Origin of the sequence: Sphingomonas sp. 35-24ZXX (genome assembly GCF_000786215.1) — a bacterium.
Lineage (GTDB): Bacteria > Pseudomonadota > Alphaproteobacteria > Sphingomonadales > Sphingomonadaceae > Blastomonas.
The window spans coordinates 180,453-204,679 of record NZ_JROG01000007.1; the positions used below are offsets into that span (position 1 = coordinate 180,453).

General features: G+C 65.2%; 27 protein-coding genes and 1 tRNA gene. 15 read left to right on the forward strand and 13 right to left on the reverse strand.

All coding sequences use genetic code 11. The annotated features are described in order from the left end of the window. Window positions 1-14: 14 nt before the first annotated feature. The 3 genes from LI72_RS13925 (at window position 15) to LI72_RS13935 (ending at window position 1,236) form a co-directional block, all read left to right on the forward strand. Window positions 15-323 (forward strand): PadR family transcriptional regulator, encoded by a 309-nt coding sequence (locus tag LI72_RS13925; protein WP_052129851.1) that lies wholly within the window; start codon window positions 15-17, stop codon window positions 321-323. Between the two features lie 86 nt (window positions 324-409). Beyond that, the gene (locus tag LI72_RS13930) at window positions 410-886 is read left to right on the forward strand and encodes a hypothetical protein (protein WP_156139623.1); all 477 of its coding nucleotides are present in this window, start codon (window positions 410-412) and stop codon (window positions 884-886) included. Continuing rightward, window positions 886-1,236 carry a hypothetical protein gene (locus LI72_RS13935; RefSeq protein ID WP_033926541.1) on the forward strand — a complete coding sequence of 117 codons (351 nt, stop codon included), beginning with the start codon at window positions 886-888 and terminating at the stop codon, window positions 1,234-1,236. Before LI72_RS13930 ends, LI72_RS13935 begins: the two co-directional genes overlap by 1 nt. A 103-nt stretch (window positions 1,237-1,339) precedes the next feature. Here the strand turns inward: LI72_RS13935 and LI72_RS13940 are convergent, their stop codons facing one another. Next, window positions 1,340-2,083 (reverse strand): hypothetical protein, encoded by a 744-nt coding sequence (locus LI72_RS13940; protein ID WP_033926542.1) that lies wholly within the window; start codon window positions 2,081-2,083, stop codon window positions 1,340-1,342. 295 nt (window positions 2,084-2,378) lie between these two features. Here LI72_RS13940 and LI72_RS13945 point away from each other — a divergent pair, with 295 nt between their 5' ends. From LI72_RS13945 to msrB, 5 genes are all read left to right on the forward strand, one after another. Beyond that, window positions 2,379-2,822, forward strand: a complete 444-nt coding sequence (locus tag LI72_RS13945; protein WP_033926543.1) for a DUF3576 domain-containing protein — start codon at window positions 2,379-2,381, stop codon at window positions 2,820-2,822. A gap of 24 nt (window positions 2,823-2,846) precedes the next feature. Continuing rightward, window positions 2,847-5,360, forward strand: coding sequence for a leucine--tRNA ligase (leuS, locus tag LI72_RS13950; protein WP_033926544.1), 2,514 nt, complete (start codon window positions 2,847-2,849; stop codon window positions 5,358-5,360). Between the two features lie 119 nt (window positions 5,361-5,479). Beyond that, window positions 5,480-5,980 (forward strand): LPS assembly lipoprotein LptE, encoded by a 501-nt coding sequence (gene lptE, locus LI72_RS13955; protein WP_033926545.1) that lies wholly within the window; start codon window positions 5,480-5,482, stop codon window positions 5,978-5,980. 12 nt (window positions 5,981-5,992) lie between these two features. Next, on the forward strand, window positions 5,993-7,030 hold the full coding sequence (gene holA / locus LI72_RS13960; RefSeq protein WP_052129859.1) for a DNA polymerase III subunit delta: 1,038 nt from the start codon (window positions 5,993-5,995) through the stop codon (window positions 7,028-7,030). 46 nt (window positions 7,031-7,076) lie between these two features. Then, window positions 7,077-7,475 carry a peptide-methionine (R)-S-oxide reductase MsrB gene (gene msrB / locus LI72_RS13965; RefSeq protein WP_033926546.1) on the forward strand — a complete coding sequence of 133 codons (399 nt, stop codon included), beginning with the start codon at window positions 7,077-7,079 and terminating at the stop codon, window positions 7,473-7,475. An 80-nt stretch (window positions 7,476-7,555) separates the two neighbouring features. On the opposite strand, the gene LI72_RS13970 is transcribed toward msrB, so the two are convergent. Genes LI72_RS13970 through LI72_RS13980 form a run of 3 tightly spaced genes read right to left on the reverse strand, consistent with a single transcriptional unit; the run spans window position 7,556 to window position 10,191 of the window. Continuing rightward, window positions 7,556-8,185 carry a Smr/MutS family protein gene (locus LI72_RS13970; protein WP_033926547.1) on the reverse strand — a complete coding sequence of 210 codons (630 nt, stop codon included), beginning with the start codon at window positions 8,183-8,185 and terminating at the stop codon, window positions 7,556-7,558. 3 nt (window positions 8,186-8,188) lie between these two features. After that, window positions 8,189-9,505 carry a murein transglycosylase A gene (gene mltA, locus LI72_RS13975; RefSeq protein ID WP_033926548.1) on the reverse strand — a complete coding sequence of 439 codons (1,317 nt, stop codon included), beginning with the start codon at window positions 9,503-9,505 and terminating at the stop codon, window positions 8,189-8,191. A 23-nt stretch (window positions 9,506-9,528) separates the two neighbouring features. After that, a complete protein-coding gene (locus LI72_RS13980; protein ID WP_033926686.1) occupies window positions 9,529-10,191 on the reverse strand; it encodes a Tim44/TimA family putative adaptor protein in 663 nt (220 codons plus the stop codon). Between the two features lie 204 nt (window positions 10,192-10,395). Between LI72_RS13980 and LI72_RS13985 the strand changes: the two genes are divergently transcribed. The 4 genes from LI72_RS13985 to LI72_RS14000 all read left to right on the forward strand — a co-directional run bounded on the left by LI72_RS13985 (window position 10,396) and on the right by LI72_RS14000 (window position 14,368). Further along, window positions 10,396-10,902 carry a protein-export chaperone SecB gene (locus tag LI72_RS13985; protein ID WP_033926549.1) on the forward strand — a complete coding sequence of 169 codons (507 nt, stop codon included), beginning with the start codon at window positions 10,396-10,398 and terminating at the stop codon, window positions 10,900-10,902. Between the two features lie 39 nt (window positions 10,903-10,941). Continuing rightward, window positions 10,942-12,519 (forward strand): murein biosynthesis integral membrane protein MurJ, encoded by a 1,578-nt coding sequence (murJ, locus tag LI72_RS13990; protein ID WP_033926550.1) that lies wholly within the window; start codon window positions 10,942-10,944, stop codon window positions 12,517-12,519. 35 nt (window positions 12,520-12,554) lie between these two features. Next, window positions 12,555-13,559 carry a tryptophan--tRNA ligase gene (gene trpS / locus LI72_RS13995; protein WP_033926551.1) on the forward strand — a complete coding sequence of 335 codons (1,005 nt, stop codon included), beginning with the start codon at window positions 12,555-12,557 and terminating at the stop codon, window positions 13,557-13,559. Window positions 13,560-13,675: 116 nt separating this feature from the next. Beyond that, window positions 13,676-14,368, forward strand: a complete 693-nt coding sequence (locus LI72_RS14000) for a DUF4136 domain-containing protein (RefSeq protein WP_033926552.1) — start codon at window positions 13,676-13,678, stop codon at window positions 14,366-14,368. A 74-nt stretch (window positions 14,369-14,442) separates the two neighbouring features. On the opposite strand, the gene dut is transcribed toward LI72_RS14000, so the two are convergent. From dut to LI72_RS14025, 5 genes are all read right to left on the reverse strand, one after another. Further along, window positions 14,443-14,907: a dUTP diphosphatase gene (dut, locus tag LI72_RS14005; protein ID WP_033926553.1), complete on the reverse strand. Its 465-nt coding sequence runs from the start codon at window positions 14,905-14,907 to the stop codon at window positions 14,443-14,445. Next, window positions 14,894-16,102 (reverse strand): bifunctional phosphopantothenoylcysteine decarboxylase/phosphopantothenate--cysteine ligase CoaBC, encoded by a 1,209-nt coding sequence (gene coaBC, locus LI72_RS14010; protein WP_033926554.1) that lies wholly within the window; start codon window positions 16,100-16,102, stop codon window positions 14,894-14,896. Before coaBC ends, dut begins: the two co-directional genes overlap by 14 nt. 33 nt (window positions 16,103-16,135) lie before the next feature. Beyond that, a complete protein-coding gene (locus tag LI72_RS14015) occupies window positions 16,136-16,459 on the reverse strand; it encodes a hypothetical protein (RefSeq protein WP_033926555.1) in 324 nt (107 codons plus the stop codon). 62 nt (window positions 16,460-16,521) lie between these two features. After that, window positions 16,522-17,697 carry an amino acid aminotransferase gene (locus LI72_RS14020; RefSeq protein WP_033926556.1) on the reverse strand — a complete coding sequence of 392 codons (1,176 nt, stop codon included), beginning with the start codon at window positions 17,695-17,697 and terminating at the stop codon, window positions 16,522-16,524. Window positions 17,698-17,941: 244 nt separating this feature from the next. Then, window positions 17,942-18,685, reverse strand: a complete 744-nt coding sequence (locus LI72_RS14025; protein WP_443018123.1) for a DUF1134 domain-containing protein — start codon at window positions 18,683-18,685, stop codon at window positions 17,942-17,944. Between the two features lie 325 nt (window positions 18,686-19,010). On the opposite strand from LI72_RS14025, the gene LI72_RS14030 reads away from it, so the two are divergent. After that, window positions 19,011-19,103: transfer RNA gene (locus LI72_RS14030), tRNA-Ser, on the forward strand. Window positions 19,104-19,198: 95 nt separating this feature from the next. Here the strand turns inward: LI72_RS14030 and LI72_RS20510 are convergent. Further along, window positions 19,199-19,471, reverse strand: a complete 273-nt coding sequence (locus LI72_RS20510) for a hypothetical protein (RefSeq protein ID WP_231562488.1) — start codon at window positions 19,469-19,471, stop codon at window positions 19,199-19,201. Here LI72_RS20510 and LI72_RS14035 point away from each other — a divergent pair. Beyond that, window positions 19,391-19,831, forward strand: coding sequence for an ATP-binding cassette domain-containing protein (locus LI72_RS14035; RefSeq protein ID WP_033926558.1), 441 nt, complete (start codon window positions 19,391-19,393; stop codon window positions 19,829-19,831). The two genes, LI72_RS20510 and LI72_RS14035, sit on opposite strands and share 81 nt — an antisense overlap. Window positions 19,832-20,118: 287 nt before the next feature. Here LI72_RS14035 and LI72_RS14040 read toward each other — a convergent pair whose 3' ends face one another. The 3 genes from LI72_RS14040 to LI72_RS14050 all read right to left on the reverse strand — a co-directional run bounded on the left by LI72_RS14040 (window position 20,119) and on the right by LI72_RS14050 (window position 23,348). Beyond that, entirely contained in the window at window positions 20,119-22,158 is a 2,040-nt protein-coding gene (locus LI72_RS14040) for a bifunctional diguanylate cyclase/phosphodiesterase (RefSeq protein ID WP_052129864.1), read from the reverse strand. Beyond that, window positions 22,155-22,691, reverse strand: a complete 537-nt coding sequence (locus tag LI72_RS14045; RefSeq protein WP_033926559.1) for a heme NO-binding domain-containing protein — start codon at window positions 22,689-22,691, stop codon at window positions 22,155-22,157. Before LI72_RS14045 ends, LI72_RS14040 begins: the two co-directional genes overlap by 4 nt. A 162-nt stretch (window positions 22,692-22,853) precedes the next feature. Continuing rightward, window positions 22,854-23,348 carry a DUF427 domain-containing protein gene (locus LI72_RS14050; protein ID WP_033926688.1) on the reverse strand — a complete coding sequence of 165 codons (495 nt, stop codon included), beginning with the start codon at window positions 23,346-23,348 and terminating at the stop codon, window positions 22,854-22,856. 188 nt (window positions 23,349-23,536) lie between these two features. Here LI72_RS14050 and LI72_RS14055 point away from each other — a divergent pair, with 188 nt between their 5' ends. Then, a complete protein-coding gene (locus LI72_RS14055) occupies window positions 23,537-24,169 on the forward strand; it encodes a flavodoxin family protein (protein ID WP_033926689.1) in 633 nt (210 codons plus the stop codon). Window positions 24,170-24,227 lie beyond the last annotated feature (58 nt).

Sequence of the window (24,227 nt, forward strand, 5' to 3'; positions counted from 1 at the left end):
TGTAGATCGATGGAATGCCAAGACGCTCCAACATCTCCAGACAGACGCAAACAGCCTTGCTGGCGCTCCACGAACGGCCCCAGGATTGGCGCTACGGCTATGAATTGATGGAGATCACCGGCATCGCTTCGGGCACGCTGTATCCGATGCTGATCCGGCTGTGCGATCAGGGCCATCTCGAGGCGCGCTGGGTTCCCTCGCCGCGCGAAGGACGGCCACCGCGGCATGCCTATCGCCTGACCCCGTCGGGTCTGGCCCTCGCCCGCACCATTACGCTCAGCGATGGGCCCCATGCCGACCTTGGAAAGGGATTTGCACTATGATTCGAAAGCCGAAACCAGGGGCGCAGCGCTTTGTCGCACTTGCCTTCAAGATTGCGCCTGCAGAACGCAGGGCGTGGTTCGAGGCAATGGCTGCAGAACTTGACCATGTCCCCGAAGCCAGGCGCGGGCACTTTGCCTTCGGCTGCCTGGTCGTCGCCGTCAGGGAGCGGCTGACGTCCCCGCAATTCCTGAACGCGGCTGCGCGCAGCCTGTTGATCGGCGGGGCGGTGGCATGGGCCGCGCTGAACATCCGCTTCGCAGGGCGCATGTCCGTCAGCGATGCCATCGTGCTGGAAGCGTTTGGCTACATCATAGCGACGATGTTTGCCGTCGGCGCGCTCGCCACGGCGCGGTTCGGATACCGGGCCACGATTACCCTCGCCGCCCCCTTGATGGCGGTGCTGGCAGTTACGGCGGCGCTGATCCGGTTCGGCAGCGTGGCGACGCCCACCTCCAGCCTCTATCTGGCTCTGGTCGTGGAGGATCTTCTCGTCCTCGCATGTGCCTTGCTGGTCGCAGGTGCCGCTGCGCGTATCGCGACCGCCCGGCAGGCCATCCGCTGATGCGCCTGCAGACATGCGCGGTGTCACTGGCGATTGTTGGCGGCCTGCTGGGGCTCGTTCACATCGCGCTGACCCCTTTGGCCTATGCCGACTGGACGATCGAGGCCTTGTGGTTCGTCGGCTCAGGCCTCACGATCCTCCTGGCAGCCGCCGCCAATCTCCTGGGCTTCCGATCGCCAGGTGTGGGCAACCGCGGGATTCTGACCGCGATCAACCTTGCCATGACGGGCTTCTTCGCGGCGGCCTGGCTGGTCCTGCCCGGGCCTCAGGTCTTCGTCGGTGGCGCGCTTTTCCTCTGCCTCGCCTGTTGCTCGCTGGCTCCACAGGCACGGACAACGGTGCAACGCTGAAGGGACGCGCGCGAACGCGGTCGCGCCTGTCGCGGGCAGCATGGGACAGGTCCCCGCGATCGGCAGGGGAAAACCTGTCCGTGATGTCAGCTAACCGGCAGGATCAGAAGCGGAATTCAGTTCCGACATAGACAGCCTGGCTGTCATACTGCTCGTTGGTGAGGCCGGTCAGGCGGTCGCGTTCGCTGCGCAGGCGAATGCCGGCGGTAACGTCGAGATTGCGGGTGACCTTGTAGGCGCCGCCGACATCGAGCGAATAGCTGCCCTGGTCGTTGAACGGCCGAACCGCGCGGGTGGTCGGAGCCTGGACATCGTCCAGCTCGATCCGCGGGCTGAAGCGGCTCTTGGTGCCGGTGGTGCCAGCGGCAGCGCGGCCCAGCTTGCTGATGTCCGGCAGGGCTTCGTCCTGCTGACGGATGCTGGTGGGCAGCGCGAACTTGGTGAAGCCCTTGGCGACGCCCAGGCTGAATGCGGTCGGCGTGATCTGGACCAGACCTTCGCCCTTGCCGCTGTCGCTGGCAAGGTCAGGCCGGATGTTGATGGCCTTGGCCGAATCGGGGCGCACGCGCACCGCGATGGTCAGTGCGCGCGGACCGTCGGTCGCGGCAGAGGCAGCCGGCGTGAAGCGGAACATCTTGTCGCCGCGCAGTGCCGAGAACTTGAGCTTGTCGGCCAGGCGCGGATCCACCGACGCCGGCGTGAACGAACCGATGCCGCCGCGGGCGTCGATCGATACGGGGCGCGAATCGAAACCGGAGGAAAAGGCGAGCGCGATCGACGGCAACAATGCCGCAGACCCGAGCAAAAGCCCTGATATCGCCAGCTTTTTCGAAACTCCCGTTTTCATTGTCTTTATCCGACCCCGCTCCGTCCCTGACGACAGAGTTATCATAATTACGCGGACATATATGCCCAAAGCCCTTCACGGAGAAAATAATCTTCAACCGTTGCACACAATCCACAATCGGTTGCAGCCCGCGCCCGGTCACACCCGGCCAGCGCACACCCCGCAGACCATAGAATATCGCGCAGATTCTTGCTGCGGGCTGAACATGTGGGCCCATGCGCAAGTGCTTGCCCAAGCCCGCCAAGCCACTATAGAAGGCCGCTGTTTCACGCAGTCGATATGTAAGGATGCCGCCATGCCCGTTCTGAGTTTTGCCCGCGCCGGCCTGTGCGCAGTTGGCACGCTGGCGCTGCTGTCCGCATGCGGTGGCGGCGAGAAGCGCGTGGAAGCCGATATCGCCGCGAGCCAGGTGACGACGATCGGCGTGAACAGCTATCTGTGGCGCGCCTCGCTCGATGCGCTGTCGTTCATGCCGTTGCTTCAGGCCGACAGCGCCGGCGGCGTGATCGTGACCGATTGGTATGCCAATCCGCAGACTCCGTCCGAACGGATGAAGGTCACGGTGTCGATCCTCGACCAGGATCTGCGCGCCGATGCGCTGCGCGTCGCCGCCAGCCGCCAGGTCAGCCAGAACGGCCAGTGGGTCGATGCCCCGGTGCGCGCCGCCACGGTGCAGAAGCTGGAAGAGGTTATCCTTACCAAGGCGCGCGATCTGCGCCAGTCTGCCATTCGCGAATAAGCCCCGACGTTTCAGAGGGATACAATGAACGAGATTACGCGGTTCAATCCGCTGGCCGCCGATGCCCGTTGGCAGTCGGTTTGGGACGAGCGCCAGTCCTTCAAGGCGGACAGCAACAGCCCCAAGAAAAAGGCCTATGTGCTGGAGATGTTCCCCTATCCATCGGGGCGCATCCATATCGGCCACGTCCGCAACTACACCATGGGCGATGTCATCGCGCGCTATCGCCGGATGCAGGGCTTTGAAGTGCTGCATCCGATGGGCTGGGATGCGTTCGGCATGCCAGCGGAAAATGCCGCGATGGAAAAGGGCGTCCACCCCGGCGGCTGGACCCGCGACAACATCGCCGCGATGCGCAAGCAGCTCAAGCGCCTGGGCTTCGCGCTCGACTGGAGCCGCGAACTCGCCACCTGCGAGCCCGAATATTACGGCCACGAGCAGGCGTTGTTCCTTGATCTGTACGCCGCCGGCCTGGTCTATCGCAAGGAGAGCGCGGTCAACTGGGACCCGGTCGACCAGACCGTGCTCGCCAACGAACAGGTGATCGACGGCAAGGGCTGGCGCTCCGGCGCGCAGGTCGAGCGACGCAAGCTGAGCCAGTGGTTCCTCAAGATCACCGACTTTGCCGACGAACTGCTCGAAGGCCTCGATACGCTGGAGGACTGGCCCGAGAAGGTGCGGTCGATGCAGGCGAACTGGATAGGCAAGAGCCAGGGTCTGACCTTCAGCTTTGCGCTGAACGGCTCTGCGACGACCATTCCGGTCTATTCGACCCGGCCCGACACTATCTTTGGCGCGAGCTTTGTCGCGATCGCCGCCGATCACCCGATTGCGCAGTCGATCGCCGCTGAAAACCCCGAAGCGGCCGCGTTCATCGAACGCTGCAAGGCGGGCGGCACGACCGCTGCCGAGCTGGAAACGGCCGAGAAGCTGGGCTTCGACACCGGGTTGCGCGCGCTGCATCCGTTTGACATCACCTGGGAACTGCCGGTGTTCATCGCCAATTTCGTGCTGATGGATTACGGCACCGGCGCGGTGATGGGCGTGCCCGCGCACGACCAGCGCGACCTCGACTTTGCCCGCAAGTACATGCTGCCGGTAACGCGTGTTGTCGCGGCCGAGGGCGACGAAGCCGCGCCGATCCACGACGAGGCCTATACCGGCCCGGGCAGGATCATCAATTCGTCGTTCCTCGACGGAATGACCGCGGATGAGGCCAAGGCCGCCGTCATCGCGCGCGCGGAAGGAGAAGGCTGGGGCGAAGGCACCACCGTCTGGCGGCTGCGCGACTGGGGCGTCTCGCGCCAGCGGTACTGGGGCACGCCGATCCCGTTCATCCATTGCGATGACTGCGGCGTCGTTCCCGTGCCCAAGGACCAGCTGCCGGTCACCCTGCCCGAGGACGTCAGCTTCGAAATCCCCGGCAACCCGCTGGTACGCCACCCGACCTGGAAGCATGTCGATTGCCCCAAGTGCGGCAAGCCGGCGCAGCGCGAGACCGATACGCTCGACACCTTCGTCGATTCGAGCTGGTACTTCCTGCGCTTTGCCAGCCAGCCGTCGGACAAGCCGTTCGACCGCGAGGAAATCGCCAAATGGCTGCCCGTCGGCCAGTACATCGGCGGTGTCGAGCATGCGATTTTGCACCTGCTCTATGCCCGCTTCTGGACGCGTGCGCTGGCCCGCATCGACAAGCTGGATGTGACCGAGCCGTTCGCCAGCCTGTTCACGCAAGGCATGGTCACGCACCAGACCTGGCAGGATGCCAACGGCAAGTGGCTCGGGCCCGATCAGGTCGAAAAGTCCGGCGAGGACTGGATCATCACCGAAACCGGCGAGGCTGCGATCGCAGGCCGCGTCGAGAAGATGTCCAAGTCCAAGAAGAACGTCGTCGACCCCGACGAGATCGTGAACCGCTATGGCGCGGATGCGGTGCGCTGGTTCATGCTTTCCGACAGCCCGCCAGAGCGCGATCTGCCGTGGAGCGAGGCGGGCATCGAAGGCTGCTGGCGCTTCGTCCAGCGGCTGTGGCGCGTGTTCAATTCGGTCGAAGCCTCCGAAGGACAAGACAAGGCGCTCGAGCGCAAGCTGCATCAGACGATCGATCTGGTCAGCAAGGACATCGAGGCCTTGGCATTCAACAAGGCGGTCGCCCGGCTGTACGAGCTGACCAACGCCATCGAGAAGGCCGAGAAATCCGCCAGCCGCAATATCGCCATCCGCGGCCTGATCCGGCTGGTCGCGCCGATGGTACCGCATCTGGCGGAGGAAGCCTGGGCGCTGATCGAAGGCCATGGTCTGATCGCCGATGCCGCCTGGCCCGAGGTCGACCCGGCTCTGCTGGTCGAGGACGAGGTCACCATCGCGGTGCAGATCAAGGGCAAACTGCGCGATACGCTGACAGTGGCCAAGGGCTTGCCGAACGACGAGCTCGAGCGGCTGGCGCTGGCATCGGACAAGGTGCAGCGCAGCCTGGACGGCGCCCCGATCCGCAAGGTGATCGTGGTACCCGACCGGCTGGTCAATCTGGTGGTGTGATGCCGTTGGGGTTCCCCGTAAAGGTGGGGACCCGTCTTCCAACTTTGCGGCAGACGCCATGGCAGGAGATGGATTCCCGCCTTCGCGGGAAACCGGTATTGGTCTATAGGTCGGTGCAGATGAAACGGATTTTCCCCCTGATGCTGCTTGCCGCATCGCTTTCCGCCTGCGGGATGCAACCGCTCTATTCCTCGGGCACGCAAGGGGCGGTCGCGACGACCCTGGGTGATGTCACGGTCGCGCCGATCCAGGGCCGCGCCGGGTGGTTGGTCAAGAATGCGCTCGACGACAAGCTCGATGCGCTGGGCAACGGCAACCAGCGGTTCCGCCTGCAGGTGGTGCTCGACGACAAGATCACCGGCTTCGGCCTGCTCGCCAACGACCAGGTGACCCGCGAACGGCGCACCCTGCGCGCACGCTATCAGCTGGTCGAGGTCGCCACCGGCGAAACCGTGCTCGATGCCACCGCCGCATCCGACGCCGGTATCGATATCGTCAGCAGCGAATATGCCACCATCGCCGCGGAAAATCGCGCGCTGGAGAACCTCTCGCTCGAGATCGCCGACCAGATCGTGACGCGGCTTTCGCTGTTCGCGCGCGAGGTTTCGGCGGCCCAATGAAGGCGCCTCCCCATGAAGGGTGACGCCGCTGCAATCCATGCGCTGGCGCGCAAGCCGCGCTCCGACATCCGCCTCTACCTGATCTTCGGCACCGATGATGGCGGCAACGCGTCGCTCGCGGCCGAGATCATTGCGAGCTTCCCCAAGGGTGCCGAGCGCACCGATCTGGATGGACCGCAGCTGGCGAGAGACCCCTCGCTGCTGGCGGCCGAGGCGGCGTCCCTCTCGCTGTTCGGCGATGCGCGCTATATCCGCGTCAGCACCAGCGGCGAGGAAAGCCTGCCCGCGGTCGAGGCGCTGCTGGCGGCGGACAAGACGGTCAATCCCGTGGTGATGCTGGCGAGCAGCGTCACCGACAAGTCGCGCATCGCCAAGGCGGTGCTGGCCGCGCCCAACGCGCTCGCGGTGCAGACCAAGACGCCGGGCCCGGACGACATGGCGCGGATCGTCACCGAGCTTGGCCGCGCCGCTGGCCTGACCATCGACAATGATCTGGCGCACGTCATCGCCGCCTTCACCGCCGCCGACCGCAGGCTGGCCGCGCAGGAGATCGAGAAGCTCTCGCTGTACCTCGACTCGAGCCCGCAGGAGCCCAAGGCGGTCACCCGCGAGGTCATCACCGCGCTGCGTGCCGATGCCGAGGACGATGCGATGCAGCCGATCATCAGTGCCGCGCTGTCGGGCGACCTGCGCCGCCTGCCCGAAGAGCTCAAGCGGATGCGCGAGCAGGCGGTGTCCGAGGTCGGCCTGGTGATCGTGATGCAGCGCCAGGTGATGCAGCTGGCCGCGGTCGCCCAGCGCATGGGCAATACGCGTGACGTGGCAGCATGGGTCACGCAGGAGATTCGGAGCCGCCGGCTGTGGGGCGGGGGCAGCGCGCAGGACTGGACACGGCAGCTGCGCGCCTGGGGCCGCCCGCAGGCGATGGCGCGATTGTCCGAACGGCTGCTTGCGCTGCAGCAGGCGATGATGCGCGCAAGCCCCGGCCCGGCGCTGCTGCTGGAGCAGGAACTGCTGGAAATCGCCCGCGCTGCCGCACGCGCATCTTGACTGTTTCCCCAGTCGGCCCATGTTGATCACTCCCCAGGAGAGACCCATGACCGATACCAGGATCAGCGACGCCGAGTGGCGCGCCAAGCTCAGCCCCGAACAGTATCACGTGCTGCGCGAAGGCGGCACCGAACGGGCCTTCACCGGCAAGTATAACGATCACAAGGGCGACGGCATGTACCGCTGCGCCGGTTGCGGCGCGCCTCTGTTCGAATCGGATGCCAAGTACAACAGCGGATCGGGCTGGCCCAGCTTCACCACCCCGGTCGAGGGCGAAGCGGTCGCCGAGATCGTCGACACCAGCCATGGCATGGTGCGCACCGAAGTGCGCTGTGCGCGCTGCGACGGGCATCTGGGGCATGTGTTTCCCGACGGCCCCGGCCCCGAAGGCCTGCGCTATTGCATGAACAGCGCGTCATTGGAGTTCGACCCCAAGAAGGATTGAGTTCGCGTGTCTCGCGCGCACGTCCCTCGGCTTCCCGGCGATGCTGGGAAGTCAAAGGACATCGCGAGTGCGCTAGCGGCTCAACCCCGCCGCCGCCTCAGCACGATATACAGCGCGCCATCCCCGCCATGCCGGGGATGCGCATTGCGCACGGCGGCGATATCGGCGGCATGGCGCGACGAGGCGAGCCAGTCGGAGACCGCCGCGCGGATCGCACCGCGCCCGGTCTCTGCCCCGCGCGCCTTGCCGGTGATCAGCAGCATCAGCCGCATGTCCGCCGCGATCGCCTGACCCAAAGCCATATCGAGCCGCGCATAGGCGCTCGCGAGCGTATGGCCGTGCAGATCGATGGTGACATCGGGCTGCACGCCGCCCTTGGCCATCCGCCGGTCCCAATGGCCATCAAGGTTGCCCTTGACGGCGGGCACCGGCGCGGGCGTGAAGGTCCAGGCGGGGCTGGGTTTTTGCGCTCTGGCATCGCGCAGCCATGAGGGATCGACCGAAGCTGCAGGCTTTACACCGGGGATGGGCAGGCTCGCCGCAGCGGACCTTGTTGGCCCGCCCCCGCCCTGCCCGGCCTTGCTGGTCAGGTTTGCCCCTGCCGAAGGCGGAACGGGAGAAGGTTTCGCTCGATCCTTGAATGGCTCGACGGTCGCGATCACCCGCTTCCAGAGCGCCGCTTCCGCATCGGTCAGCGGCCTCCGGCTCATCGCTCAGCGCGCCTGTGCGGCCAGCCGGTCGAAGCTGCCTCTGGGCAGCAGGATCAGCGCCAGCCCGCGCGCGGACATGCCGCCTGCAATCACGCGCGCCCGGTCGCCTGCGCCCCAGAAGGTATCGAAACGGTTCGCACCCTTGATCGCGCCGCCGGTATCCTGTGCGACCCAAAGCCCGTTGGGTTCGGCGCGGTCCATCGAGAGGAACACCGGCGCACCCAGCGGGATGAACTTGGGGTCGGCCGCCACCGTGCTGCCCGCCTCGACCTGATATCCCAACGCGCCCAGTGGCCCCGGGCCGGTCAGCTCGCGGAAGAAAACGAAGCTCTTGTTCTCGCGCATGATCGCGCGCCCCTCTGCCGGGTTGGCGCGGAGCCAGGCGACGATGCCCTGCATGCTCGCCTGCCCCGGCGCGAGAAGCCCGCGCGTGCGCATCAGCGCGCCGATGCCGGTGTAATCGCGGCCGTTCTGGCTGGCATAGCCGATCCGGATCACCGATCCATCGGGCGCACGCAAGCGGCCCGAGCCCTGCACCTGCAGGAAGAAGAATTCGATCGGGTCGGCCGCCCAGGCGATGATCGGAGCGCGGCCTTCGAGCGCCCCTTCCTCGATCTGCGTGCGGTCTTCATAGGGAACGAAATCGCTGCCCTTCACCTTGCCGCGGATCTTCTTGCCCGCCCATTCGGGAGAGAATTGCGACAGGTCGACATCCACCAGATCCGCCGGACGCCCATAGACCGGCACCTCGAAACCGGGCTGACGCGTCCGCGTGCCGGCAATCTCGGGCTCGAAATAGCCGGTGGCGAAGGCCGCGCCCTCGCCCACCTGCACCGCCTCGAACTGGTCGGCAAAGAAGCGCGCTGCGTCCTGATCGCTCCAGCGGGCGGCAGCCTCGCAGGAGGCGCGCCAGTCATCGGGCCGGGTCAGGCCGCTGGCGTCGGCTCGCCGCATGACCGCAGGGCAGCTCAGACGGAAGGCAGCGAGCGCTGCGCGGGCATCATCGGGCGCTATCGGAAGACTCGCGATATCGGGGCCGCGCCGCAGCGTCTGTCCTGCCGCCTGGCCGATATCAGCGCTGGCAACAACGCCGGCCCCCGTTATCGCGGGCAACGGCGTGGCGCGGGGAATGATGTAACTGGAGGCCTGCCGATCGTCGATGACAGGGACGGGCGCGGTCGGCGTCCGGCCAGCGACCGGCGGCTCGTTTTCATAAGGGAGCGATGCCGGCCTGGGTGTCGGCGCAACATCGGCGGACGGCACGACCCCCGCGCATCCCGCCAGCATCAGCGGCAGAAGGGCAAGCGCAAGCCTCCGCATCGCAATCCCCCGTTGCGACGACATCAGGCCTGGTCGGTTTCGACCAGAATCCAGTTGGGATCGTTGCTGCGCAGATCGCGGGCAAAGGTCCACACATCGTGCGTTTCCACCGCATCGGTCAGCGAACCGGCGACCAGCTCGCCATCGGGGCCGCGAACCACGGCCGCGATGTCGGCGTCGAAGCGCACCGTGATCCGCGCCATCGGCGCTTCATATTCGGCATCGACGATACGCGCCTCGTCGATCCGGACCAGCCGGTTTTCCAGTGTCTCGCCGCGCGCGGTGCGCTGATCGATCGACTCGGCAAAGCTTTCATAGACTTCGTCGTCGCACAGGGTGCGCAACTGTTCGCAGTCGCCCGACCAGAACGCCTCGAGGATCATGCCATACGCGGCCTTGGAACCTTCGCGGAACCGACCGACATCGAATGTGCGGTCGGTCGCGAGAATCTGGCGGATGCCGGGCTCGGCAGCGATATCGAAGACGGTCGACGTGCCCGGCGTCAGCGGCGCGGGCTTGTCATCCAGCTGCGGCCGCTCGATCGAGGTGGGGCGCTTGGCGGCAGGGCTATCCATGCCGCGGGTCAGCGGCTCCTGTTCATGGCCGGTGCGTTTGCCCAGCACCGAATAGAGCCGAAGGCCCAGAAACGCTGCTACCATGGCCAGAATGATGATTTCTACCGTCACAAGTTTTCCCGTTTGCCCACCCGCATGAAAGGTAATGCTGACATTGCAGCAGGTCGAATGCATAACATAGGGCATGTCCGCCAATATGCAAATTGCTTTGGGCGGATATCCCGTCGCTTTCGCAAGCCTTGCGCCTGCGGGCATGCGGCATTAGAGCGCCGCGCAAGACGCGCTGGCAGCGCGGAGCATTGAAAGGGAAATTCCATGGCCGAAGACGGCACCGTCAACTCGCAAAATCCGGCGCTGAACGGCGCATCCGGTCCGCAGGCAGGCCTGATCTCGCAATATGTGAAGGACCTGTCTGTCGAGAACCCGAACGCGCCCGACAGCTTCCAGTGGCCCGGCCAGCTGAGCTTCGACGTGCAGTTCCGCGCCGAATCGCGCCAGCTGAGCGAAGAGGTGCACGAGATGGTCTGCACCTACACCATCGCCGCCAAGGCCGAGCAGGGCACCGCCTATCTGGTCGAGCTGGCCTATGGCGCGCTGGTCGGCATCCGCGGGATGGATGAGGAGCAGATCCGCCGCTTCCTCTTCGCTGATACGCCGCGCATGGTGTTCCCCAACATCCGCCTGATCCTGGGCAATGTGATCCGCGATGCCGGCTATCCGCCGCTGGTGCTCGAGCCGATCGATTTTGCCGGCCTGTACGAACAGCAGAGCCAGGATCCGAATTTCGGCGCTCCGATGCCGCCGGCAGAAGGCAACGCCTGATCCGCGTTCGCCGGGTCATCGCCCAATGAGCCTGCTGCCATGAACCTGCTTCGCGCTGTGTCCACGATTGGCGGGCTCACTCTGGTCAGCCGCGTCCTGGGCATGGTGCGCGACATCCTGATGGCGCGCTATGTCGGCGCAGGCATGGCGTCGGACGCATTCCTGATCGCCTGGCGGCTGCCCAACCTGTTCCGCGCATTGTTCGCCGAAGGCGCGTTCGCGGCCGTGTTCGTGCCGATGTTCAACCGCAAGCTGGCCGAGGCGGAGAAGGACGCGCCAGGCACCGGCATGGAGGTCGCCAAGGCCTTCGCCGGGCAGGTCCTTTCGGTGCTGCTGCCGTTCCTGATCCTGTTCACTGCGCTGATGATGCTGGCAGCAGGCCCTGTCGTCTATGCCATGACCGGCGGCTTTCCCGATGGCGGACCGGAAAAGTTCGCGCTGGCGCGGCATCTGACGATCGTCACCTTTCCCTATCTTGCGCTGATCTCGCTGGTGTCGCTGCTCGGCGGTATCCTCAATTCGCTGGGCCGCTTCTGGGTCAACGCTGCAGCCCCCATCCTGCTCAATATCTGCATGATCGTCGCGCTGCTGTTCTTCCGGGGCGAGAGCGAGGTCGAGACCGCGCTGACCCAGGCGATCGCCGTCACCGTGTCGGGCGCAATGCAGCTATTGTGGTTGATACTCTCGTGCCGCGCCAATGGCGTGGTGCTCAAGCTGTCGCGCCCGCGGCTGTCGCCCGACGTCAAGGCGATGCTGGTGCTGATCGCACCCGCCGCGATCGGCCAGGGCGCGATCCAGTTCAACCTGCTCATTTCCACCTCGCTCGCCGCGCGCTACCTGAGCGAAGGCGCGGTGTCGTGGATCTATTATGCCGACAGGCTCAACCAGCTGCCGCTGGGCCTGATCGGCATCGGCGTCGGCACCGCGATCCTGCCGATGCTCTCGCGCCAGATCGGCGGGGGTGATCAGGGCGCGGCGCTCAACACCCAGAACCGCGCGCTCGAACTGGCACTGCTGCTGGCACTGCCCGCCGCCGTGGCGCTGGTGGTCGCATCGATGCCGATCGTGCACGGCGTGTTCCAGTACGGCGCGTTCACCCCTTCCGACACGATCGCCACCGCGCAGGTGCTTGCCGCCTTCGCCTGCGGGGTGCCCGCCTATGTGCTGATCAAGGTGTTGACCCCGGGCTTCTATGCCCGCGCCGATACCAAGACGCCGGTGCGGCTGGCATTGGCCGCGATGCTGGTGAACCTCGTCGGCAACCTGATCCTCATCTGGCCGCTCGGCCCCGTCGGCGTCGGCGTGGCAACGGCGCTGTCGGCCTGGGTCAATGTCGGCCTGCTGTTCGGCGTGCTCTACCGGCGCGGTCATATCCAGCCCGACAAGCGGCTGATCGCCAAGCTGTGGCGCATTGGCCTGGCGGCGGCACTGATGGGCGTGGCGCTCTGGCTCGGCGGACGGCTGGCCGAAAGCTGGATGGAAGGCCCGCTCGAACAGCGCATCGCCGCACTCGCCGTCTTGTGCGGTGGCGGCGCGGCGGTATATGGGCTCGCATCGCTGGCGCTCGGGGCCTACCGGATCAGCGAGATCAAGGCGATGCTCCGCCGCAAGGCATAAGCTGCGCCACCATCCGCAACCGAAAGAGTAAACACATGCGCGTCCTTTCCGGCATCCAGCCGACCGGCAATCTGCACCTGGGCAATTATCTAGGCGCGATCCGCAACTGGGTGAAGATGCAGGACGAGATGGACGCAGACAGCGCCTGCTTCTTTTTCCTCGCAGATTTGCACTCGATCACCGTGCACGAAGAGCGGGCAACGCGGATGCGCAACGTGCGCGAGATGGCGGCAGCCCTCATCGCCTGCGGCATCGATGCCGACCGCAGCGTGCTGTTCAACCAGGCGCGCGTGCCGGCCCATGCCGAACTCGCCTGGCTGCTCAACGGCACCGCGCGCATCGGCTGGCTGAACCGGATGACCCAGTTCAAGGACAAGGCCGGCAAGAACCGCGAAGGTGCCAGCATCGGCCTGTTCGTCTACCCCGTGCTGCAGGCCGCCGACATCCTGCTGTACCAGGCGACACATGTTCCGGTGGGCGAGGACCAGAAGCAGCATCTGGAGCTGACCCGCGACATCGCGACCAAGTTCAACACCGATTTCGGCGTCGAGCTGTTCACCCTGCCCGATCCCTACATTCCCAAGGAATCGGCGCGAATCATGTCCTTGCGCGACGGCACCGCCAAGATGTCGAAGTCCGACCCGTCGGACATGAGCCGCATCAATCTGACCGATGACGATGATGGCATCGCGCAGAAGGTGCGCAAGGCCAAGACCGACCCCGAGCCACTGCCCGAAACGGCCGCCGCGCTGGAAGGCCGCGCAGAAGCGCTCAACCTCGTCGGCATCTATGCGACGCTGACCGAGCAGACGCCCGATGCGGTCTGTGCGAGCTTTGCAGGCAAAGGCTTCGGCGCGTTCAAGCCCGCGCTGGCCGAGGTTCTGGTCGAAACCCTGCGCCCGATTCGCCAGCGTTTCATCGCGCTCAAGGAGGATGAAGCCGCGCTCGATGCGATCCTCGACAAGGGCGCGGAAAAGGCGCGGGCCGTGGCCGCCCCCACGCTGGACGGGGCTTACGAGGCGCTGGGGCTGATGCGCTGAGCCGATTATGAACGGCCCCGGAATTGCGTTCAAACGGGGTTCATTCGCGGTGGTTTAGTCCTATATCCATAGCTGGACCGCGCAGGGTCGCGCCGGTCCACGATGGAGAGACACACATGACTGCTCGCAGCCGCTTTTCCCGCCGCACCGCGCTGTTCGCCGTGCCCGCGCTGGCGCTCGCGCTTTCGGCATGCGCCACCCCGTTCAAGGCCGATGTCGCCCGCTTCCAGGCGCTGCCCGCTCCCCAGGGACAGAGCTTTGTCGTGACCGCATCCGATCCGCGCCTGCAGGGCGGGCTCGAGTTCGGCCAATATGCCGGGCTCGTCACCCGGCAGATGACGCAGCTGGGCTATGTTCCCGCCAATGATCCTTCGCGCGCCGACATGGTGGTGAGCTTTGCCTATGCCGTCGACAATGGCCGTGAAAAGGTCGTGTCCGATGGTCTGGGTGGCGGCTTTGGCGCAGGCTTTGGCCCCTGGGGCGGTCCCTTCGGCGGGTTCTACGGTCGCCGCGCCTTCGGCTTCGGCTTCTACGATCCGTTCATCTTCGGCCCCGGCTGGAACAACGATGTGCGGAGCTACACCGTCTACACCAGCGCGCTGGACCTGAAGATCGACCGCGTTGCCGACAACCAGCGCCTGTTCGAAGGCAAGGCCGAGGCGCAATCGCGCAGCAAGAACCTGCAGTATCTGGTGCCCAATCTGGTCGATGCGATCTTCACCGATTTCCCGGGACAGTCGGGCGAGACCGTGCGCATCTCGATCGCGCCCGAAGGCAAGAAGGTGAAGCCCATCCGCGAAATGCGGTGACACCCTTTCCTCCTTCCCCTCGATGACGGGCGAGCCGCTCTAGATCCTCCTCGAGCTTGTCTCGGGGAGGATTTTTATACTCCCGTGGAGCCGAAGCCCCCTGCCCCGCGCGCTGTCTCGTCGAGATCGTCCACCTCGGTGAACGCCGCGTGCTGAACCGGTGCCGCCACCAGTTGCGCGATGCGGTCGCCTCGGCGGATCGGGAAGGCCGCCTCGCCATGGTTGATCATGATGACCTTGAGCTCGCCGCGATAATCGCTGTCGATCGTGCCCGGCGTGTTGGGCACCGTGATCCCGTGCTTCAGCGCCAGCCCCGACCGGGGGCGCACCTGCACCTCATAGCCATCGGGAATGGCGATCGCAAAGCCGGTGGCAACGGCGTAGCGTTGCCCAGGCATCAGATCGAGCTCTTCGGCGGCGACCACGTCCATACCCGCCGCGCCTGAAGTGGCATAGGCCGGCAGCGGCAAACCCTCGCCATGGGCCAGCCGCTTCACCCGGATGGTGATCGCAGGCAACGGGTGTTCAGCGGACGACATCGGCGATCTTCTCCATCAATTTGCGCGCGACCTGATCCTTGGGCAGGTTCGACCAGCTTTCGACGCCCTGGGCGGTGACGATGTGCACCGCATTGTCGGCACCGCCCATCACATCGCCCGACACGTCGTTGGCGACAATCCAGTCGCAGCCCTTGCGCGCCAGCTTGGCCTGCGCGTGCTCGACCACGTTTTCGGTCTCCGCCGCAAAGCCCACCAGCAATGCCGGCCGCCGCGCATCGTGCGCGAGTCCGGCGAGGATGTCCGGGTTTTCCGCCAGTTGCAGCACCGGCAGCGCGCCGCCGGTCTTCTTGATCTTCTGGTCGGCAGCATCCGCCGTGCGCCAGTCCGCGACCGCTGCGACCAGGATCGCGATATCGGCAGGCAGCGCGGCATCGACGGCGGCGGCCATCTCCCGCGCGGTCTCGACATCGATCCGGGTCACGCCCGGCGGGGTGGGCAGGTGCACCGGCCCCGCGATCAGGTGGACATCGGCGCCGAGCGCGGCGGCGGCTGCAGCAATCGCGAAGCCCTGCTTGCCGCTCGACCGGTTGGCGATATAGCGCACCGGATCGATCGGCTCGTGCGTCGGCCCAGCGGTGATCAGCACGCGCTTGCCGTAAAGCGGCAATCCCTGCCCCTCCCGCAGACCCGAGGGGCGGGCCAGCGCCGCCTCGATCCGCTCCATGATCGCCACAGGCTCTGGCAAGCGTCCCGGCCCAAATTCGCCGCACGCCATTGCGCCATCATCGGGATCGATCACGGTCACGCCATCGTCGCGCAGCCGGGCGACATTGCGTTGCGTAGCCGCATGCTGCCACATCCGCACGTTCATCGCCGGCACCGCCAGCACCGGGGTATCGGTCGCCAGCAGCACGGTCGTCGCCAGGCTGTCCGAAATCCCCGCCGCCATCTTGGCGAGCAGGTCGGCGGTCGCGGGACACACCACGATCAGGTCCGCCTCGCGGCTCAGCTGGATATGCCCCATCTCGGTCTCGTTCTTGAGATCCCACAGCGTCGTGAACACTTCATTCTCGCTCAACGCCGCCAGCGTCATCGGCGTGATGAACTGCGCCCCGCCCTCGGTGAGCACGCAGCGCACGGTCATGCCCGCCTTGCGGATCAGCCGGATCAGCTCGCACGCCTTGTACGCCGCGATGCCGCCGCCGACGATGAGCAGGATATGGGGTGGTTTCATGACGTGCAGCGGTAATTGCTGCACGCCCTTCGGTCAACGATAGTGCCAGCTGTCCAGCAACGTCGATGTCCCGCGCCGATAGGGCCGGGCATAGTCACCATGCGGCCGCGTCTCGCCGCAGCGATAGAGCGGGCCTGCCACCAGCCTGCGCCGGTACAGCAAGGTGACAATGATCGCATAGGCAAGCGCGCTCAGCGCCAGACCGACCGCCTGCCCGGCGAGGCCGTCTGCCAGAAGCGAACCTTGCGGGATGGCCGGATGCAGATCGATCAGGCCGATGCCATGCGCGCAGGCGAGGCTTGCTGCCATCGCGGCGATGTGATCGCGCAGCCGGAGGATGTTGGCGTGAAAGCTCATGCGATCTGCCTACACCGCGCGCGCCAGGCGCGCTGTGCGGCAGATCGCATCCGAGCCAAAAATCAGGCCGTGACGGCGCGAAGCCCTTGGATGAAGTGCGGGATGTTGGCATCAGTAAAGCCCGCAATGTTGATGCGGCCCGACCCTGCCATGTACACGCCCCAGTCGGCGCGCAGCGCGGCGATCTGGTCGGGCGTCAGCTGCAGCACCGAGAACAGGCCGTTCTGATGACCGACAGCGGCGAGGTTGACCGATCCGATCGCCTGGTGCGCCGCCAGCGAATCGCGCACGCCACGCATCCGCGCCCGCATCGAATCGAGCTCATCCAGCCAGATCTTGGTCAGCCCTTCATCTTCCAGCACGATCCGCACCGACGCTGCGCCATGATCAGGCGGCATCGACCAGTTGGCGCGCGCCAGCGCTGCAAGGTTAGACTGGATCGCGGGCTGCTGCGCGGGGCTTTCGGTCATCACATAGAGCGCGCCGACACGCTCGCGGTAGAGGCCGAAATTCTTGTCGCAGCTATAGGCGATCAGCGCCTCGGGCACCTGCGCCAGCACGGTGCGCAGGCCATAGCCATCCGCCTCGAAGCCATGGCCCAGGCCGTGATAGGCCAGATCGATCAGCGGAAACAGCCGCTTGGCCGCGACCGTCTCGGCGATCTGCTGCCACTGCTGCTCGCTGTAATCGGCGCCGGTGGGGTTGTGGCAGCAGCCGTGCAACAGCACCGCATCACCCGCATCAGCCTTGTCCAGCGCGGCTTCAAGCGAGGTGAAATCCAGCTTTTGCGTCGACACGTCCATGTGGCGGAAGGTTTCGCAAGCCAGGCCCACCGCATTGAGGATCTGCGCATGGTTGGGCCAGCTCGGCGTGCCCATCCAGATCCGCTTGACGCCCGCCTTCAGCAGCAGGTCCGCGGCCAGTCGCACCGCGCCGGTGCCGCCGGGAGTCTGCAGACCGTCGATGCGGCCTGCGGGGTCGAAATCGCCCAGCATCCACGGCATGATCGCCCGGACAAAGCCCATGTCGCCTTCGGGGCCAAGATAGCTCTTGCTGTCCTGACCATCGAGGAGCCGGGCTTCTGCGGCCTTGATCGCCTTGAACACCGGCGTCGCACCATCGGCGGTGCGATAGACGCCCACGCCCAGGTCAATCTTTTCGGCCCGCTGGTCGGCGGCATAAAGCTTGATAAGCGCGAGCAGCGCGTCTGCAGGTTGCGCTTGCAGTTGTTCCAACACGGATCAATCCCCCAATGGCTTGGTTTGAATATTGCCGGAAAACACCCTTCCGGCGTCAGGAAAATGCGCGAGCCTCCATGCCGACCGATGCGCGCCGGGGCAAGGCCAAAAGCCCCTTTGCGCCAAGCTGCACAGAAAAAAGGCCGGTTGCCGCAACGTCGCGACAACCGGCCTCCTGGTGCCCTTTGGCAGTTGCGACCCTGCGGGCTATCTCGCAGCGTTCCCGTGCGCGCCGGCGGCGCGATCAGAAGGGAACGAAATTCCGTTTGCGGGTGAACTTCATGTAACCGGCATTGACGCCCAGCCTGAGGCCCAGCCCCATCCGCACCGGGATCAGCACCACATCGCCGCGGCGCAGATAGCTGGTGTGGAAACCGCCGACCAGATAGGCCGCGCCCTCGCCGGCGCCGAAGCGCTTGTAGAGGTCTTCGCTGTCGTAGAGATTGTAGACCAGCACAAAGGTATTGCCTGCGTTGGCGCCTGCGTCGAAGCCGATCGACGGGCCGGTCCAGTAGACCGGGCGCTCGCCTTCGACCTTGTGGTGCAGCGTTCCCGAGCCGTAGCGAAAGCCGACGACAAACGCGCCCGAAGCTTCGCGCCCGATGATATAGCCATTGGGCTCACCCTGCTTGCGCAGGATATCCTCGATCAGCCCGGCGAGCCCCTCGGCACCCTTGCCGAACACGCCTTCGGCCGCGCCGATCAGATCGTCCTTCTGATAGCCCTTGCCCGGAGCGGCCTGGGCTGTCTCCAGGCCGGGCTGAGCGGGGGAAGCGGGCGGCGGGGCATAGACCGTGTCGCTGGTCGCACCGCTGTCGGGCTCGCCATAATCATAGCCCTGGTCGAGCGGCGCCTCGGTCACAGGCTCGGCCTGGCGCGTTCTCTGGCCGGACTGCAGATCCGCGTCGATCGCATCATTGGGATCGACGGTGCGCACCTGCGCCTGCGCTGTAGCGATGACGGGGCCGCCAAGTCCCATGGCTGCCATGGCGAAAATCGCCAGACCCTGTCTGAACCAGCCCGATCGCATAAATTTGCCTCCCGCCCATGCACGTGCGCTCACGAATCCCGCATTTGTGCGCGGGGCACAATGAACCGGCGATGACCCGAGTCGGTGGCGCGGTGACCCGAGTCCGAAATGCGACAAACCGCACAATCCACTGTATTTTTCGGGCTCTCGACCAAATTTTGGAAAAGCTTTGGCAGCACCAAACTATCCGGTTGATCCCCGACGAGCCCCCCGCTATAGCGCGCTCTGGCCAATCGACCGGCCCCCTGGCAGGGGCTTGCACGCATCACAATGCGCGCCATGCGGAGACGTGGGTGAGTGGCTGAAACCAACGGTTTGCTAAACCGTCGTACTGGTAAATCCGGTACCGAGGGTTCGAATCCCTCCGTCTCCGCCATTTCTTTAAATCAAAGAATTGAAAAATAAGAAAAATCACTGCTGCGAGGCAAACCGACCTCACGTCTATCTCCACACACTGCATCGGTTACCCGCTCAAGCCTTCTGCCCCTGACCGATCCAATGGCCAGTTCGCAGAACAACGAGCCCGACCACCCCTAACGCCAGAACTGCTAGCGCAGCGCGTCCAGCGATGAACAGCATCCATCGTCGCGCTTCAGCGGTGGCGGCAGCTTCCCCCCGATTACGCAGTCCAATCGCCAGGCGTGGCAAAGCCGCATCGGCTATGTGCCCCAGGACATCTATCTTGCCGCCAGCAGCGTCGCCGAAAACACTGCGTTCGGCGTTGATGCCGAGGCGATAGGCCATGCGCGCGTGACCGAGGTCGCGAAGATGGCGCAGATCGACCAGTTCATCGAAACCCGGTTGCCACTGGGTTATGCCACAAACGTCGGCGAGCGCGGCATCACGCTTTCGGGCGGACAGCGTCAACGCATCGGTATTGCCCGCGCGCTCTATCGCGATCCCGACTTGCTGATCTTCGATGAAGCGACAAGCGCACTCGATACCGACACGGAAGCCGCGGTGATCAACGCGTTGAACCAGCTGGCGGGCAGAAAGACGGTCATCATGATCGCGCATCGCCTGACGACCATCAGCCGCTGCGATGCCGTGATTCGATTGGACAATGGCCGCATGGTCGCAACCACGGATGGGCCGCATCGGTAGCAAAACCTCGCAAACGGAATGATGAATGACACTTTGGCTGCACATTACCGGATCGTATTTCTGGCTTCGGCCGCCGGCGGGAATCATCCGGGTCGAACGCGAACTGTTTGCGGCTCTGGCGAGGCGGTCGGAAGAGCCTTTGCGCTATTGCGTGTTTGTCGATGGCGAGTTCTTTGAGGTCGAACCCGATGCAATGGCGGACAACACCGAGCCGCCGCCCAAGGCCGGAAAGGCCACGTCATTCTCGAAATTGCGCGCTGCCGCGTGGGAAGGCAACGCCGGGTGTCCTATAGCCTGGGCAAGGTCTCGCGGGTCGGGGTGGCGTAGCCGGCGGTGGCGCCCAGCTTTTCGAGCGCCATCTCGGCGGTGACCGCCTTGTCGTAGAGGAAGCCCTGACCGAAGGTGCAACCCACTTCGGCGAGGCGATCGAGCTGGCTGTGCGTTTCGATGCCTTCGGCGATCACGCCGATGTTGAGCGCGCGGGCGATTCCCAGCATCGCATCAATGATGTCCCATGACACATTGGACTGGCCATCGGTCACGAACGAGCGATCGATCTTGATGTTGTCGAACGGCAATGTCTGCAGATGGGTGAACGAGGAATAGCCCGTTCCGAAATCGTCGAGGCTGAGGCGGATGCCCATCGCACGCAGCGCTTCGAGCACCGTGCGGGTATGCTCGCGGTTGGTGATCGCCGCATTCTCGGTGAGTTCGATCACCAGCACCCGCGGGTCGACATTGGTCGCAGCGATGATATCGCGCACCTGATCGACGAAATTGGGCTGCAGGAACTGGCACGGCGCCACGTTGATGCTCATGTAGAACGGCGGCAGATCGGCACAGGCGCGGCGCCAGCCGGCAGCGACGGTGGCAGCTTCGCGCAACACCCATGCGCCCAGCACGTTCATCAGCCCGCTGTCCTCGGCGACCTGCAGGAAGTCGCTGGGATAGACCAGCGTATCGCCCCGCTGCCAGCGCAGCAGCGCCTCGAACCCGACGATCCGGCCCGATCCGATATCGATGATCGGCTGATAGCGCAGGCGGAATTCGCCCAGCTGCAGCGCGGTGCGCAGCTCTGCCTCCAGCTTCAGGCGGCTCACAGCCTTTTCGCGCATGCCCAGATCGAATGTCACCGTCTGGCCGGGTCCGCGCGATTTGGCATCGTACATCGCCACGTCCGCATCGCGCATCAGATCGGCGGCGGCGGCATAGCTGCCGTCATCGTGCGCGATGCCGATGCTGGCAGCGCAGCGGACCTCATGGCTGTCGATCACATAGGACGGTCGCAGAATGGCATGGATATCCTTGGCGATGTCCGCCGCGTCGTCGCAATGCTGTTCGCCTTCGACCAGGATGATGAATTCATCACCGCCGATCCGCGCAATGAGCACGCTTTCGGGCGCTCCGGCATAAGGGGTGGTGGCATAAGCCTCGGCCACCTGGCGCAGCCGCCCCGCCATCTCGACCAGCAGCCGGTCGCCGGCCTGATGGCCCAGCGCGTCGTTGACCAGCTTGAAGCCATCGAGATCGATATAGATCAGCGAGGTGCGTAGGCTGGCGGCGGCGGTGTTGCGCTGAAAGATCGTTTCGAGCCGGTTCTCGAACTGGGCCCGATTGGGCAGATTGGTCAGCGGATCGCGCAGCGCGTTCTCGATCAGCCGCTTCTCGTTGGCCTTGCGCCGGAACACCCGGCCAATCTGCGTGCCGATCTGAGTGAGCACTTCAAGCTGCTGCGGATCCGGCTCGACGGCGCTCTGGGTGAAGAACTCCATCACGGCAAACAGGTCCTGCCCCAGCAGCACCGGTACCGATATGCTGGCGCGCAGGTTGCACTGGCGCGCCAATCCGCCCCGGCCCTGATCGCCCGATGCCTGGATGTCGGGAGTCCAGACCGCCGCAGGGTGGATCAGCAACCGGCCCGGCGCGGTGGCGCAGGGCCAGGCGATCAGCCGGCTCGACAAATCGACAAAGGCGTACATCTGGTCGGGATGGCGCGCATGCCACAGCCCGCAGCCCTCCAGCCTGGCGTCGCCGCCCTGGCCCTTGCGCAGCAGCACATTGGCAAAGGCCCAGTCATTGACCGCACAGATTTCGGCAATGGCAAAGCGCAGCGTGTCCATCGGATCGACGCTCTGGTTGGCGGCATTGGCGACATTGCACAGCAGTTCGAAGCGCTGATTGGTCAGATAGGCTTCGCGCAGGCCACGTTCGGCGATCGATTCCGCTTCCAGCCGGATCTGGCGCTCGCGCTTGAGCTGGCGCTCAAGCTGCGCGCAGCGCGCCTCCAGCGATACATCGAAGGAAACAGGATCGGGCCGAACGCTCATTGCGGCCAGGTCACCTGCAGCTGGCAGCCCGGAGCGCCATCGTGCATGCAGGTGGGCTGCGAGAAGACGATGGTCTCATTGTAATGCGCGGCGACACCCTCGACAAAGCCGTGCGCCAGATCGCACAGCTTGCGCGGCGATCGATAGCCCAGGGTCAGGGTGTTGGCGGTCTCGGCGAAATGGAAATGCGGGCAGGATGCGCCCGAATAGAGCTTGCGCACCTCCGGGTGGATGATCGTGTTGACCGAGAGGATGAAACTGCGCGCATCGGGCGCGCTTTCGAAAAAGCCGGGATAGCGCTCTGCCAGCTTCGGAAGGGCATGGATGCCGAACCAGTGCAGCAGCTGGCGCACCGGAATTCCGGTAAGCTGCGAGGCGGCCTCGACCAGCGCATAGAGCTCCGCATCAGCATAGCTGCCAAGCGACGTGTAGACACCCGAGCTCCCCGCCGATGCCAGCAGGGCATCCCATACGGAATCGCCGTGATGGTCGACGACCACCTCTTCGAGCAGATTGAAAATGACACCCTTCATGCAGCCCCCCTGCAATCGATTCCGGCGGTTGAACGGCAACGTCCAGTCCCGGGTCCGTTCTTACGCAGGCTATGATGACAAGAAGTTAAATTTCCGCGACGTCAGCGCCGCATCTGGCTATCGCTGGTGTCCCATTTTCGATCGCTGGCAAACGTCCCTGGGCTACCAGCCCATGCTCCCCGGGCCGCCCTTGAAAGGCCCCGCGTAGCCCGCTGTAATCCAGCCACCATAAAAGCCGCCAGGCTGGGGAAGAACGGTCTCGCCGTTGACAGTGCAGCGGTCGAAAGGGCCGGCATAGAAGGCGATGTGATCGCGCAGGCTGGCAAAGCCGGCGGTGGGGCTGGGATAGCTCCAGCCGACGCGGGGGAGCACGGTGTTGCCCACCACCACATCCCAATAGACCGCCGCGCCCTTCCATTCGCAGAACGAGCTGCCTTGGGCTCGGCGCAGCACGCCTGGCGCGATCGCGTCGGGCGGAATGTAATAGCTGGGCGGGTGGCTCGTTTCGAAGGTGCAGATGCAATCGCGCGATTCGGCGATGACCACGCCGTGATGCTCGATCCGGACATGCGCATCGCATGGCGCCGCGATCGCGGGCCGCGGGAAATCCCAGACACTGCGCTGGCCGGGGCCTACGGGATCTCGCTCGGGCGTCAACATGCTCATTCCTTTCAGCACTTCGGCCCCCGGAACCGGTTAGCATAGCAAAACGGTGCGCGATACGCGTACCGCGCCCGGTCGCGGAGGCGACGAGCCGGCAACCGCTGCGCGGATGGATCGTTGGAGCTGAAACCCCAGCATCATTGCACACCCTGCCCCGCTGGCCAGACAAGGATCCGATCATCATGACCCTCAAAGCCATCGCGCTCAACTGCACGCTCAAGCGCTCGGGCCAGGAAAGTTCCTCGACCGACGCGATGATCGACCTGATCGCCGAGCAGCTGGCCAAACACAAGGTGGAGCTGACCGAGACGATCCGCATCGCCGATTACAATGTGCTGCCCGGCGTCAGCTCGGACGAGGGCGAGGGCGATGACTGGCCGAAGTTGCGCAAGCGCATCCTTGCCGCCGATGTCCTCATCTTCGGGACCCCGATCTGGATGGGCCAGATGTCGAGCATCGCCAAGCGGGTGCTCGAGCGGATGGACGCCTTTCTGAGCGAAACCGACGAGCTTGGCCGGATGCCGAGCTTTTCCAAGGTCGCTGTGGCGGCGATCGTCGGCAACGAGGATGGCGCGCACCGCACTTCGGCCGACCTGTTCCAGGCATTGAACGATGTCGGCTTCACCATCCCGGCGAGCGCGGCCTGCTATTGGGTCGGCGAAGCGATGAGCAGCACCGATTTCCAGGATCTGGACGAGACCCCGCAAGCGACCTTCGAAACGGCGCGGATGCTGGCGGCGAATACCGCGCATCTGGCCGGATTGCTCAAGGCCAAGCCCTATCCCGGCGACGAAGAGCATGACGACGAAAGCTGATCGGCGAGCCGGTATCCGCCGCCGCACATAAACCGTCACGCCGCGGTTGCGCGACGCC

Coding starts and splice junctions, on each gene's coding strand:
- LI72_RS13925 (WP_052129851.1), top strand. CDS start 15: ATGCCAAGACGCTCCAACATCTCCAGACAGACGCAAACAGCCTTGCTG.
- LI72_RS13930 (WP_156139623.1), top strand. CDS start 410: ATGGCTGCAGAACTTGACCATGTCCCCGAAGCCAGGCGCGGGCACTTT.
- LI72_RS13935 (WP_033926541.1), top strand. CDS start 886: ATGCGCCTGCAGACATGCGCGGTGTCACTGGCGATTGTTGGCGGCCTG.
- LI72_RS13940 (WP_033926542.1), bottom strand. CDS start 2,083: ATGAAAACGGGAGTTTCGAAAAAGCTGGCGATATCAGGGCTTTTGCTC.
- LI72_RS13945 (WP_033926543.1), top strand. CDS start 2,379: ATGCCCGTTCTGAGTTTTGCCCGCGCCGGCCTGTGCGCAGTTGGCACG.
- leuS (WP_033926544.1), top strand. CDS start 2,847: ATGAACGAGATTACGCGGTTCAATCCGCTGGCCGCCGATGCCCGTTGG.
- lptE (WP_033926545.1), top strand. CDS start 5,480: ATGAAACGGATTTTCCCCCTGATGCTGCTTGCCGCATCGCTTTCCGCC.
- holA (WP_052129859.1), top strand. CDS start 5,993: ATGAAGGGTGACGCCGCTGCAATCCATGCGCTGGCGCGCAAGCCGCGC.
- msrB (WP_033926546.1), top strand. CDS start 7,077: ATGACCGATACCAGGATCAGCGACGCCGAGTGGCGCGCCAAGCTCAGC.
- LI72_RS13970 (WP_033926547.1), bottom strand. CDS start 8,185: ATGAGCCGGAGGCCGCTGACCGATGCGGAAGCGGCGCTCTGGAAGCGG.
- mltA (WP_033926548.1), bottom strand. CDS start 9,505: ATGCGGAGGCTTGCGCTTGCCCTTCTGCCGCTGATGCTGGCGGGATGC.
- LI72_RS13985 (WP_033926549.1), top strand. CDS start 10,396: ATGGCCGAAGACGGCACCGTCAACTCGCAAAATCCGGCGCTGAACGGC.
- murJ (WP_033926550.1), top strand. CDS start 10,942: ATGAACCTGCTTCGCGCTGTGTCCACGATTGGCGGGCTCACTCTGGTC.
- trpS (WP_033926551.1), top strand. CDS start 12,555: ATGCGCGTCCTTTCCGGCATCCAGCCGACCGGCAATCTGCACCTGGGC.
- LI72_RS14000 (WP_033926552.1), top strand. CDS start 13,676: ATGACTGCTCGCAGCCGCTTTTCCCGCCGCACCGCGCTGTTCGCCGTG.
- dut (WP_033926553.1), bottom strand. CDS start 14,907: ATGTCGTCCGCTGAACACCCGTTGCCTGCGATCACCATCCGGGTGAAG.
- coaBC (WP_033926554.1), bottom strand. CDS start 16,102: ATGAAACCACCCCATATCCTGCTCATCGTCGGCGGCGGCATCGCGGCG.
- LI72_RS14015 (WP_033926555.1), bottom strand. CDS start 16,459: ATGAGCTTTCACGCCAACATCCTCCGGCTGCGCGATCACATCGCCGCG.
- LI72_RS14025 (WP_443018123.1), bottom strand. CDS start 18,685: ATGGCAGCCATGGGACTTGGCGGCCCCGTCATCGCTACAGCGCAGGCG.
- LI72_RS20510 (WP_231562488.1), bottom strand. CDS start 19,471: ATGGCCTATCGCCTCGGCATCAACGCCGAACGCAGTGTTTTCGGCGAC.
- LI72_RS14040 (WP_052129864.1), bottom strand. CDS start 22,158: ATGAGCGTTCGGCCCGATCCTGTTTCCTTCGATGTATCGCTGGAGGCG.
- LI72_RS14045 (WP_033926559.1), bottom strand. CDS start 22,691: ATGAAGGGTGTCATTTTCAATCTGCTCGAAGAGGTGGTCGTCGACCAT.
- LI72_RS14055 (WP_033926689.1), top strand. CDS start 23,537: ATGACCCTCAAAGCCATCGCGCTCAACTGCACGCTCAAGCGCTCGGGC.